The sequence below is a fragment of the Sphingobium sp. genome (assembly GCF_048594625.1).
Taxonomy (GTDB): Bacteria; Pseudomonadota; Alphaproteobacteria; order Sphingomonadales; family Sphingomonadaceae; genus Sphingobium.
Map to the genome: position 1 here is coordinate 13,524 of NZ_JBMDWL010000089.1, position 12,459 is coordinate 25,982.

At 61.8% G+C, this 12,459-nt stretch carries 9 protein-coding genes; 5 read left to right on the forward strand and 4 right to left on the reverse strand.

Translation table 11 applies throughout. From position 1 onward, the window contains the following. Positions 1–99 precede the first annotated feature (99 nt). The gene (locus ACOJSJ_RS10870; RefSeq protein WP_420145001.1) at positions 100–453 is read left to right on the forward strand and encodes a YbaN family protein; all 354 of its coding nucleotides are present in this window, start codon (positions 100–102) and stop codon (positions 451–453) included. A gap of 419 nt (positions 454–872) precedes the next feature. Here ACOJSJ_RS10870 and ACOJSJ_RS10875 read toward each other — a convergent pair whose 3' ends face one another. Further along, the gene (locus tag ACOJSJ_RS10875) at positions 873–2,096 is read right to left on the reverse strand and encodes a polyhydroxyalkanoate depolymerase (protein ID WP_420145002.1); all 1,224 of its coding nucleotides are present in this window, start codon (positions 2,094–2,096) and stop codon (positions 873–875) included. A 127-nt stretch (positions 2,097–2,223) separates the two neighbouring features. Between ACOJSJ_RS10875 and ACOJSJ_RS10880 the strand changes: the two genes are divergently transcribed. Then, on the forward strand, positions 2,224–2,880 hold the full coding sequence (locus ACOJSJ_RS10880; RefSeq protein ID WP_420145003.1) for a glutathione S-transferase: 657 nt from the start codon (positions 2,224–2,226) through the stop codon (positions 2,878–2,880). Between the two features lie 41 nt (positions 2,881–2,921). Next, positions 2,922–4,586: a M28 family metallopeptidase gene (locus ACOJSJ_RS10885; RefSeq protein ID WP_420145004.1), complete on the forward strand. Its 1,665-nt coding sequence runs from the start codon at positions 2,922–2,924 to the stop codon at positions 4,584–4,586. A 75-nt stretch (positions 4,587–4,661) separates the two neighbouring features. On the opposite strand, the gene ACOJSJ_RS10890 is transcribed toward ACOJSJ_RS10885, so the two are convergent. Both ACOJSJ_RS10890 and ACOJSJ_RS10895 read right to left on the reverse strand, forming a co-directional pair. After that, complete coding sequence (locus tag ACOJSJ_RS10890; protein ID WP_420145005.1) at positions 4,662–6,014, reverse strand: glycoside hydrolase family 27 protein; 1,353 nt, start codon at positions 6,012–6,014, stop codon at positions 4,662–4,664. A gap of 60 nt (positions 6,015–6,074) precedes the next feature. Further along, positions 6,075–6,776: a glutamine amidotransferase gene (locus ACOJSJ_RS10895; protein WP_420145006.1), complete on the reverse strand. Its 702-nt coding sequence runs from the start codon at positions 6,774–6,776 to the stop codon at positions 6,075–6,077. Between the two features lie 110 nt (positions 6,777–6,886). Between ACOJSJ_RS10895 and ACOJSJ_RS10900 the strand changes: the two genes are divergently transcribed. After that, positions 6,887–9,217 (forward strand): GH92 family glycosyl hydrolase, encoded by a 2,331-nt coding sequence (locus ACOJSJ_RS10900; RefSeq protein WP_420145007.1) that lies wholly within the window; start codon positions 6,887–6,889, stop codon positions 9,215–9,217. Positions 9,218–9,298: 81 nt separating this feature from the next. Here ACOJSJ_RS10900 and acnA read toward each other — a convergent pair whose 3' ends face one another. Further along, positions 9,299–11,968 (reverse strand): aconitate hydratase AcnA, encoded by a 2,670-nt coding sequence (gene acnA, locus ACOJSJ_RS10905; RefSeq protein WP_420145008.1) that lies wholly within the window; start codon positions 11,966–11,968, stop codon positions 9,299–9,301. A gap of 286 nt (positions 11,969–12,254) precedes the next feature. Between acnA and ACOJSJ_RS10910 the strand changes: the two genes are divergently transcribed. After that, complete coding sequence (locus ACOJSJ_RS10910) at positions 12,255–12,455, forward strand: hypothetical protein (protein ID WP_420145009.1); 201 nt, start codon at positions 12,255–12,257, stop codon at positions 12,453–12,455. Positions 12,456–12,459: the final 4 nt, after the last annotated feature.

Sequence of the window (12,459 nt, forward strand, 5' to 3'; positions counted from 1 at the left end):
CGCTCGCGGCCCGCATATCCATCTTGCCATCCCATGCGGCAGCTGCGAAGCAATAGCAGCATCGGCATGGCCGCCGGTTGCGCCGGAACAGGATGATCCATGCGGCGGCATCTCTATCTTATTGCAGGGTTCGCCTCGATCGGCCTTGGCACCATCGGCGCGTTCCTGCCCCTGCTGCCGACCGTGCCCTTCATGATCCTTGCCGCCTTCTGCTTCGCCCGTTCCAGCCCGCGCCTTGAAGCAAAGCTGCTCGACCACAAGCATTTCGGCCCACATATCCGCCGCTGGCGCGAAGGCGGCGCGATCAGCCGCCGGGGCAAGAAAGCCGCCCTCGCTGCCTTTGCCTTCAGCGCGATCCTGGCGCTGATCTTCTCTCCCTTTCCATGGTTCCTCATCCCGCTCGCCGCCGCCTTGATCGGCGGCAGCTGGATCTGGACCCGGCCGGAGGCGTGAGACCGCCTGACGTCATCGGAAACAGATGACGGCCAGTAAAATACGATAAACACGAGATTTTCTGCGCATGATCCGATCAGAAGGAGACGGCTCATGCCCTGATGACCTTAATGCCTCTCGGATCATGCGAACCGTCAACCGTCTCCCCAGACCATATATGTCCCGGCCTGTCCTACCCCGAATGGCGCATGATAGGATGATGGCCGCTCTTTGCCATCGTTAACCACGCCATAGCCGAACGCCGTCGCAACTTTCTGTCGCGACGGCGCATGATCATTTCGAAATAAGCGGGAAATGTGCGAAGTTTAGCCGTCGCTTTAGAGCGCGCTGCGTTCATCAGGACGCAGGCCGCGCGCGCCAAGCTTTTGCCGTCGTATCCTGTTTAGCGCAAAACCGATTCCCACCTTTGCGCACGATGCTCAGTTCATCGCCAGGATCATGTTCCGCACCTGCGGATAGACCTGCTTTTCCCATTTGCTGCCGGAAAAGACGCCATAATGGCCGACCCCCGGTTGCAGGTGATGGCGCTTGAGATGCGGCCGCAACCCGGTGCACAGCGCATGGGCGGCGGATGTCTGTCCCACCGCGCACACGTCGTCGCGCTCGCCCTCGACCGTCAGCAGCGCGGTGTTGCGGATCGCGCCGGGATTGATCTTGCGCCCGCGCACCGTCAGCTCACCCTTGGCCAGCAATGTCCGCTGGAACACCATGTCCACGGTTTCCAGATAGAATTCCTTGGTCATGTCCAGCACCGCGAAATATTCGGCGTAGAATGTCTTGATCTTGTCCGCCGCCTCGACCTTGCCGTCGGCCAGCAGCTGGTACAGCTCGCGATGCTGCGACCCGTGCCGCTCCATGTTCATGGACATGAACGCCGACAGTTGCAGGAAGCCCGGATAGACTTCACGGCCCCGCCCGGCATAGCGGAACGGCACCACGGAAATCAGGTTTTCTTCAAACCATTGAATCGGCTTTTCATTGGCCAGATCGTTGACCGCGGTCGGCGCGGCGTTGGGGTCGATCGGCCCGCCCATCAGGGTCATCGATTTGGGCGTCGCCCGATCCTTGTCCTCCGACATCAGCGCCACGGCCGCCATGGCAGGCACGCAGGGCTGGCATACCGACACCAGATGGCATCCTTCGCCCAGTTCCTGAAGAAACTGGATCACATAGTCGACATAATCGTCGAACCCGAAACGCCCGGCCTCCAGCGGCACGTCGCGCGCATTCTTCCAGTCGGTGATGTAGACGTCATGGTCCTGTAACAGCGTCGCGACGGTGCTGCGCAACAGGGTGGAAAAATGGCCGGACATCGGCGCCACCACCAGCACCTTGGGCTGATCGGCTTCTACCTCGTCCTTCACGAAATGCAGCAGGTCGCCGAACGGCAGGTCCAGGACCACCTCTTCACGGACGGACACTTCCGCATTGCCGCTCTGGACGGTGTGAATTTCGTAGGATGGGCGCTTGTGCGTCAGCTTCGCACCCTGAAACACGTCCATCATCGCGAACATGCGGCGCGGCATCGCCCAATCGGCCATCGGCCCCATCTTGTCCCGCATGCCGAGCGCGATCTGCGCCCCGAACCGGGCCGGCGCCAGCATGTCGTTCAAGGCCTGATAACCACTGTAAAGCATACGCATGATGACGAATAAGCCTTATTCTGTTCTGCGAACCGAATCGATATTATGATGCAACGCTATACATGCTTTTTATGTTGCACCGCATCATCATAAATGTGAGGATTTCACCAAAGCAGGAGCGTCAGCCATGGCGACAGCGATACTCACCCTTTCCAGCAAAAATTATTCGTCCTGGTCCCTGCGCGCCTGGCTGCTCTGCCGCCTGGCGGGATTGCGGGTCGAAGAACAGATGGTCGCGCTGGACGATCCGGAAGTGCGCGCCGAACTGCTGCTATTGTCCCCCTCCGTGCTGGTGCCGCGCCTGACCCATGAAGGGGCGAGCGTCTGGGACACGCTGGCCATCGCCGAATATCTGCACGAACTCTATCCCAATATCGGCATGTATCCGAAAGATCGCATCGCCCGCGCCCATTGCCGGTCGGTGTCGGGGGAAATCCATTCGGGTTTCACTAATCTGCGCTCGGCCCTGCCCATGAACCTCAAGGTCCGGCATGATCGCTTCCCGATCTTTTCGGGGGCAAAGGCCGACATCGAACGGGTCGAAACCATCTGGGCCGAATGCCTCGGCGATTATGGCGGCCCTTGGCTGTTCGGCGATGAACCCACCGTGGCCGACGCGATGTTCGCCCCGGTGGCGCAGCGGTTCATCACCTACGCCGTGCCGGTGTCCAAACAATCCGCCGCCTATTGCCACATGATCAACAGCTGGCCGCTGATGCGCGAATGGATCGACGATGCCCGCGCTGAACCGGACGAGATGATCGAACTCGAAACCGAATTCTGAACACTCTTTCCCCTGCGGCGTCGCGGGGTTAGAGCGTCGCCATGATCACACGCATCCTCGCTCTGGCCCTTGGCCTGACCGCCACCCTTCCCGCCACCGCCCAGACCGGTGCCGGGTCGACCGATCCGCAGCGTCTGGAACAGTCCGTCCGCACCATGGCGTCCGACCTGTTTCAGGGGCGCGCACCCGGCACCATCGGCGAAGAACGCACCATCGGCTATCTGGTCGCCCGCTTCGAACAGCTTGGCCTCGAACCCGGCGGCCCGAACGGCCAGTGGGTGCAGACCGTGCCCCTGCTCCACACCCGCCTCGGCCAGTCGGAAACCCTGTCGGTCGCGCAAAATGGCGCGGCGACCCCATGGACCTTCGGCAAGCAGGTCTATCTCTCCACCCTTCAGCCCAAGGACAAGGTCAGCGTCGCCGATGCGCCGATGGTCTTCGTGGGCTATGGCGTGTCCGCCCCCGAACGCGGCTGGGACGATTTCAAGGGCGTGGATCTGAAGGGCAAGATCGCCGTCTTCCTTGTCAACGATCCCGATTTCGAAGCGGTGAAGGGTGAAGACCCGTTCGGCAAGTTCGGCGGCAAGACCATGACCTATTATGGCCGCTGGACCTACAAGTTCGAAGAAGCCGCCCGCCACGGCGCCATCGGCGCACTGATCGTGCATGACACGCCGGGCGCAGGCTATGGCTGGAACGTCGTCGTCAGCCCCGGCGGCGAAAATTACGACCTCGTCCGCCCCGCCGACAAGCTGACCAGCCTGCAAATGCAGGGCTGGGTCGAAGGCGAAGCGGCAAAAGCGCTGTTCAGCGGCGCGGGTCAGAATCTGGCAGCGCTGCGCAAACAGGCCCGCTCGGCCAGGTTCAAGCCCGTCGAACTCAAGGGCGCGACTTTCTCCGCCGCCTTCCCCGTAAAACAGGAAGTGGTGAAGAGCGCCAATGTCATCGCCCGCATCCCCGGCGCCAGGCGTCCGCAAGAAACCGTCATGTATGGCGCGCATTGGGACGCCTATGGCGAAGGCAAGCCGGATGCGCAGGGCCGCATCTATCGCGCCGGGGCCAATGACGATGCGCTCGGCATGGCGGGTCTGTTCGAAATCGCCCGCGCCTTCAAGGCCGCGCCCGCGCCCGACCGTTCCATCGTCTTTGCCGCATGGACGGCGGAAGAACGCGGGCTGCTGGGGTCGGAACATTATGCCCAGAACCCGGTCTATCCGCTGGACAAGACCGTCGCCAACCTCACCATCGACGTGCTCCAGACGGCGGGCAAGGCGAAGGACGTGATCCTGATCGGCAAGGGGCAGAATGTTCTTGAGGATGATCTGGCGAAATTCGCCGCTGCGCAGGGCCGCGTCATCACGCAGGAAAGCCTGCCCGAACGCGGCCTCTTCTATCGCGCCGACCATTTCTCCATGGCGAAGCGCGGCGTGCCCGTGCTGCTGATGATGGGCCTTGCTGGCGCGTCGGACATGGTGGAAGGCGGCCAGGCTGCGGGTCAGGCATGGATCGATGCCTATACTGGCAAATGCTATCATCAGGCATGCGACGCGGTGGATGACACCTGGAAGCTGGAGGGCGCGGCGCAGGACGTGGACCTGATGCTCGACATCGGCCGCGATCTTGCCAACTCGACCCGCTGGCCCGAATGGAAGCCGGGGTCCGAGTTCAAGGCGATTCGCGACAAGAGCGCGGCGGTACGAAAGTAATAGACCTGCAAACGTCCGTTCGCTTCGAGCGTGTCGAGAAGCGTTTCTCGACTACGCTCGAAACGAACGGCCTGTTCAGGTCAATCGATAGAGCGCCGACCCATGCGGCGGCAACGTCGCGCCAACGCGCTCCCGCACCTGCCCCAACGCCTTGCCAGCCCACAGGTCGCGCACGCTCACTGCGCCGCTCACGCCCAGATCGCGCAGCTTCACACCGACGTCGCGAGCCTTGTCGCCGGTGTTGAACAGGGCGACATAGCGCCCCTTCCCGTCATCGGCGACCGCCGACCAGACGCGCATCCCGTCTTCCACGAAATGCGGGCCATTGCCGCTGCTCGCCTGATTGACGGCAATCACTTCCCTATTGGTCAGCAACGCCAGTGTTGCCGCATCCAGATGGCGCAGGTCGCCGCCCATGATCAGCGGCGATCGGGCGATCGCCCATAATGTCATCAGCGTCTTCTGTTCGTCCGGCGTAAAGCGCGTATCCCGCTCGCCCAGCGCCAGCCGCCCCAGTGGCAGCATGTCGGCGTCGGGCCAGCTTCCGGGGCCACGATAGGGCGTCCAGTTTTCCAGCCGCGTGAACTGCGCCTCCAGCATCGCCCAATCGTCCCAGAAATCATCCGATATGCGCCACATCTGCGCATATTTGCGCACATGGTCGCCCCGGATCAGGGGCGTTTCGCCTGGTGAGAGGCTGAGGATGATCGGCCGCCCAGTCGCGACGATCGCCTTATGCGCCGCCTCGATCTCCGGCGCATGGGCGTCATAGGGCCGGCTCATGTCATCCATCTTGACGAAATCGACGCCCCAGTCGGCATAAAGACGAAAGATGCTGTCATAATAGGCCTGCGCGCCCGGCCGCGTCATATCGACGCCATACATGTCCGGGTTCCACGAACAGATGCTTGCCCGGTCGGCGATGTCGGCGGCCCGATATTGGGTGCCCAATATCGGCAAATTCGCTTCGACAGCCGCGCGCGGGATGCCGCGCATCACATGGATGCCGAACTTCATGCCCAGCGCATGAACCTCTTTCGCCAATTGGGTAAAACCCTTGCCCCCGGCGCTGGAGGGAAAGCGATTGGGCGCGGGGATCATCCGGCCATGCGCGTCCATGGCGGGTTTGGGTTTGGCATTATAGGTGTAGCTGGACGCTTCGGGTTCATACCACTGAATGTCGACGGTGAAGATGTCATAGCCGAAGGGCAGCAGCTTTTCCGCCATGATCCTGGCGGTTTCGCGCGCCTGTGCTTCGGTGATGGTGGTGGCGAAGCTGTTCCAGCTATTCCATCCCATCGGCGGCCGTGGCGCGAGCATCGCACCATCCTTCGCCATCGGCGCTGCCCCCGCACGTACTGCTCCCGCAGCCGCAAGCCCTGCCACGCCGCCCGCGAACAGATCGCGGCGGCTGGCTTTCCAAGTCATCCTCATCATTTGTCGGAGTTAATAGAAAGGGCGTGACGAGATCAAGTCACAAGCGTCGATCTACGACTTCAACCCCGCCAGCCATTCGCCGATCATCGCACGCCCGGCCGCCACCGCGCCCGGCCCATGCACGTCATGATCCCGCCGCAACGCAATCCCGCATTGTTGCGCCACATCCAGATCGGCCCAGAAATGCGTCAGCCAATCCTCAAACCGCGGATCTTCGCCCATTTCCGCATGGAATTGCAGCGCCAGCAGGTTGGGGCCGCGCCGGAACGCCTGATGCGCATATCTGGGCGTAGATCCCAGCAGCTCGACATGATCGGGCAAATCGAACGTATCGCTATGCCAGTGCAGCACCGGCACGCCATCGATATGGCGCAGCGGCGACATGGCCCCTGCCCCGTTCACGCTGACCGGGGCGAAGCCCAGTTCCATATGCCCACCGGGATAGACCCGCGCGCCCAGCGCCGCCGCGATCATCTGACTGCCCAGACACACGCCCAGCGTCGGCCGATCGGCCGCCAGTCGCGCGGCCAGCTTTTCGATCTGTACCGGTATCCATGGATGGACATCCTGTTCATACACGCCCATCGGCCCGCCCATCATGATCAGCAGGTCGGGATCGCAAAGGTCCACATGTCCGAAATCGGGGCTGGCCACATCGATGCGATCGATATGATAGCCGGCCGCCTCGATCGGCTGGAGATACCCCGCCGCGCCTTCGCGCGGTACATGACGAACAATCAGCGCTCTTTTCATTGCTAAGGCGCACGCTAGACAATCATGGCGCCCGCCGCCACCCCAGCCTTTCTTCACGGCATGCAATCAACGCTATTGGACAAAGGTAAAAGTCGTGATTTAACCGCCGCATGACAGCTTTCCGCACCCTACGCATCGCCATGTCCGCCACGTTGCTTGCGGGCACCGCCCTATCGGCCCAGACGCCGGACGAACCGGCCGCCGCCGTCGATCCCTTCATCGGTACATCGGGCGAAGGCCATACCTTCCCCGGTGCCGCCGCGCCGTTCGGCATGCTGCAGCTGTCGCCCGACAGCCATGTCGGCGCAGCACGCCAGACCTACAACTGGGCGGCGGGATACCGCCATGAAGATCCCACGATCCTTGGCTTTTCCCACACCCATTTTTCTGGCGCGGGCCATAGCGACCTTGGCGATTTCCTCGTCACCCCGGTCAGCGGCGACACGGTCGCGCTGGAACCCGGCACGACCGAAAAGCCCGGCTACCGATCGCGCAAGGCCGATGAGGTCGCAACGCCGGGCTATTATGCCGTCACCCTGACTGATCCCGGCGTGCGGGCCGAAATGACGACGGGGACGCGCGTCGGCATCCATCGCTACGCCTTCCCGGCGGGCAAGGCCGCGCATCTGGTGCTCGACCTGCGTTCCATCATCTACGACTATCCGGGCAAGATCCTGTGGTCCTCCATACGCATCCGCCCCGACGGCACCATCACGGGATCACGCGAGATACGTGGTTGGGCAACGCCGCGCCGCATCTTCTTCGCCATGCGCTTTTCGGCGCCGATGGCCGCGCACCAGTTCGTCACCACCGAGAAGGATGTCCTCTACAAGGGGTTCAAGGGACCGGGCCGTGGCCCCGAAACGCTCGATTCTCTGTCGGGGCGCGCCATTGTTGCTCAGCTCGACTTTGGCGCGCTGACTAAAGCATTGGAGGTGAAGGTCGCGCTGTCGGGCGTGGATGAAGATGGCGCCATCGCCAACCTCGCAAGCGAACCGGGTGATTTCGACGCGATCCGTGCAAAGACCCGCGCGGCATGGAATGACGCGCTTGGCGCGGTGAAGATCGATGCGCCAAAGCCGATGCGCACCAATGTCTATACCGCTTTGTATCACAGCCTGATGGCGCCGGGCGTGTGGAGCGATGCGGACGGGCGCTGGCGCGGCCCGGACGATCAGGTGCATAATGGAACGCTGGATGGCCGACGCTTCACCATGCACTCCACCTTCTCGTTATGGGACACGTTCCGCGCGGAGCATCCGCTCCTCACGCTGATCCAGCCGGATGCGAAGAACGCCGACTTCGTCAATTCGCTGATCGCCAGCCAGAAAAGCAGCCCCTTCGGCATCCTGCCCGTCTGGCAGTTTGGCGGCAAGGAAACCTGGACGATGATCGGCTATCATGCCGTGCCGGTGATCGCCGACGCCTGCCTTAAGGGGATCAAGGGCATCGACTGCGCCGCCGCGTTGAAAACCATGGTCGCCAGCGCCGATTATGCCCCCTATGGCGGCCTTGGCGACTATATGAATCTGGGCTACGTCCCCATCGACCGGGAACCCGAAGCGGCGTCGAAGACGGTCGAATATGCCTATGACGACTGGACCATCGCCCGTCTTGCGCGGCAACTGGGCGACACCGCCACGGCGCGGCGCTTCGAAAAGCGTGCCCAGAACTGGCGCAACAGCTTCGATCCGAAGACCGGCTTTCTGCGCGCGCGCAAGGCCGACGGATCGTTCCGCACCCCGTTCGATCCCACCGCGATCAACTATGGGTCCGACTATACGGAGGGCAATGCCTGGCAATATAGCTGGTTCATGCCGCATGATCAGGGCGGCCTGTTCCGCCTGTTGGGTGGCGACGCGAAGACCGTGGCGAAGCTGGACGCCATGTTCGATTATGACAACAGCAAGATCGACTATAGCCATGCGGAAGATATTGCGGGGCTGATCGGCCAATATATTCACGGCAACGAACCCAGCCACCATGTGGCCTATCTCTACAGCTATGCCGGTCAACCATGGCGCACGCAGGAACGGCTGAAACAGATTGTCGACAGCCAGTATAAACCCACCCCCGATGGCCTCGCCGGGAATGACGACCTTGGTCAGATGTCGGCATGGCTGGTGTTCACGGCGCTGGGCTTCTACCCCGTGGCGCCCGGCAGCAACGAATATGTGATCGGCCGCCCTTTCGTGGAACGGGCAGACATGGCGTTACCGGGCGGCAAGCATTTCACCGTCGTGACGGATGGGCTGTCGGACTCCAATCCCTATGTCGGGCGGGTCACGCTGAACGGCAGGGCGCTGGATCGTGGCTATGTGACCGATGCCGAAATCCGCGCCGGTGGCGAACTGCGCTTCACGATGCAGGCGACACCAAACAAGACATGGGCGACCGGCATCAAGGCCCGGCCATTTTCCACCACCAGCTATGGCAGATAAGCCAGACCGACCGTTGTAATAAAGAAGGGCATTTCCCTATCGGGAAAGGCCCTTCTTTATTTGATGCGATGTCCGGCGGGATCAGGCTGCGAGCTTGCGCAGCACATATTGGAGGATGCCACCGTTCATGAAATATTCCAGTTCATTGACGGTATCGATGCGGCACAGCGCGGTGAAGGTGAAGGTCGACCCGTCGGCGCGCGTCACGATAACATCCACATCCTGACGCGGCTTCAGATTGGCGACACCCTGAATGGTGAAGCTCTCGTCGCCCGTCAGGCCCAGCGTATCGCGGGTCTGGCCATCCTTGAACACCAGCGGCAGCACGCCCATGCCGACCAGATTCGACCGGTGGATACGTTCGAAGCTTTCCACGATCACGGCGCGAACGCCCAGCAGGTTGGTGCCCTTCGCCGCCCAGTCGCGCGACGAACCAGTGCCATATTCCTTGCCGCCGATGACGACCAGCGGCGTGCCGTCCGCCTTGTGCTTCATTGCCGCGTCATAGATCGGCATGACTTCGCCTTCATAACGGGTCATCCCGCCTTCGACGCCGTCCAGCATCAGATTCTTGATGCGGATATTGGCGAAGGTGCCGCGCATCATCACTTCATGATGGCCACGACGCGACCCATAGCTGTTGAAGTCCGCCTGCGCGACCTGATGATCGCTCAGCCACTTGCCTGCGGGCGACGACGCCTTGATCGAACCGGCCGGTGAAATGTGGTCGGTGGTGATCGAATCGCCGAAAATGGCCAACGGCTTGGCTTCGATGATGTCGGTGACCGGCGCCGGGGTCATGCTCAGCCTTTCGAAATAGGGCGGGTTGGCGACATAGGTCGAACCTGCGCGCCATTGATAGGTGGCCGAACCGGTCACGTCGATGGCCTGCCAGTGTGCGTCGCCTTTGTAGACATGGGCATAGCGCGCCTGAAACATCGAACGGTCCATGCAGCCAGCGATGGTCGTGGCGATCTCGTCGCTCGTCGGCCAGATGTCCTTCAGATAGACATCCTTGCCTTGCGTGCTCGTACCAATCGGCGTGGACACGAAATCCTCGATCACCGTGCCCTTGAGCGCATAGGCAACCACCAGCGGCGGCGACGCGAGGAAATTCGCGCGTACATCAGGCGACACGCGGCCTTCGAAATTGCGGTTGCCCGAAATCACGGCCGCGGCGACCAGCCCGTTATCATTGATCGCCTTGCTGATCGGTTCGGCCAGCGGACCGCTGTTACCGATGCAGGTGGTGCAGCCATAGCCCACCAGATTGAATCCGATGGCGTCCAGATGCGATTGCAGTCCGGCCTTTTCGAGATAATCGGTGACCACCTGCGATCCGGGCGCCAGCGACGTCTTGACCCATGGCTTGGGCTTCAGGCCCAGTTCGTTCGCCTTTTTGGCGACCAGACCCGCCGCGATCAGCACGCTGGGGTTCGATGTATTGGTGCAGCTGGTGATCGCGGCGATGGTGACGTCGCCGTCGCCAATGTCGAAATCCTTGCCTTCCACCGGGACGCGGGTCTGTTCCTTCTTGTAGGTCTTGACCATGTCGGCGTTAAATACATCATCGACTTCGGGCAGCGAAACGCGGTCCTGCGGGCGCTTCGGCCCCGCCAGGCTGGTGACGACGGTGCCAAGGTCCAGTTCCAGCGTATCGGTGAAGATCGGCTCGACGGCAGGGTCGATCCAGAAACCCTGCCGCTTGGCATAGGCTTCGACCAGCGTGATATTCTCTTCGGCCCGGCCGGTCAGACGCATATAGTCCAGCGTCTTGTCGTCGATGCCGAAAAAGCCGCATGTCGCGCCATATTCGGGCGCCATATTGGCCAGCGTCGCCCGGTCGGCGAGGCTGAGCGTCGCAAGGCCGGGGCCGAAATATTCGACGAAGCGCCCTACCACGCCGCGCGCGCGCAGCATCTGGGTGCAGGTGAGGACGAGGTCGGTGGCGGTCACGCCTTCCTGGAGCGCGCCGGTGAATTTGAACCCGACGACTTCGGGGATCAGCATCGACACCGGCTGCCCCAGCATGGCGGCCTCCGCCTCGATCCCGCCGACGCCCCAGCCCAACACGCCAAGGCCGTTGACCATGGTCGTGTGGCTGTCGGTGCCGACGCATGTGTCGGGATAGGCGATCGTGGAACCGTCGGCGGCCTCGCTCGACCAGACGGCCTGCGCGATATTTTCCAGATTCACCTGATGGCAGATGCCCGTGCCCGGCGGCACCGCATAGAAATTGTCGAGGCTCTTGCTGCCCCATTTCAGGAAGTCGTAGCGCTCCATATTGCGCTGATATTCGATTTCCACATTCTGTTCGAACGCCTTGGGCGTGCCGAATTCGTCCACCATGACGCTATGGTCGATGACGAGGTGCACCGGCACCTGCGGATTGATCTTCGCCGCGTCCGCGCCCAACGCGTTCATCGCGTCGCGCATCGCGGCCAGATCGACGACGCATGGCACACCGGTAAAATCCTGAAGCAGCACGCGCGCGGGACGATATTGGATTTCGCGCTCCGCCTTGCCCCGGTCATTTTGCCAATCGACGATCGCCTGAATATCATCGGTGGTGACGGTGACGCCATCTTCGAAACGGAGCAGATTTTCCAGCAGCACCTTCATCGAAAAAGGCAGGCGCGAAACGTCTCCCAGCTTCGCTGCGGCCTTGTCCAACGAATAATAGATGATGTCCTTGCCGCCGACATTCATCGTGTCGCGCGTGCCAAGGGTATCCTGTCCGATAGCGGTCATAATAAGTGCGTCTCCTCGCATGGCCTCCGCCAGAGGATGACGCGTTTCCGCCAGAAGCTCGCCGAGCGGCGATAAGAGACCGGGCGGCAAGGTGGCAGCGAGCGCCCCAACCCATGGTCGAAGCCGGTATGTCCCGATGCTGCAGCGCCATAACAGCAACTGCCTGCAAATCCAAATGGGGACGTTATCGCCTGCCTTCAAGTCAAATCTTGATAGAGTTTGCCCCTATACGAAGGGATATGTTCGCCCCCTTCGTGCGTTGAGCGGTCGGAAAGGGGACACACCCATGGAAGCACACTATTCCTCGATCGAAACCGGCCCAGTTACTATCAATCCGCAATATCATCTGGGAAAGAATATGCCCTGCCCCGATTGCGGCGGCAGCCACTGGATCGTCGGCCGGGTAGTGGCGGAATGCGCGCGGTGTGAAACGCTTCTGCCACTTGCTGCAATGCAGCATCGTTACTGGCTCAGCGGATTTTCCTGACGTA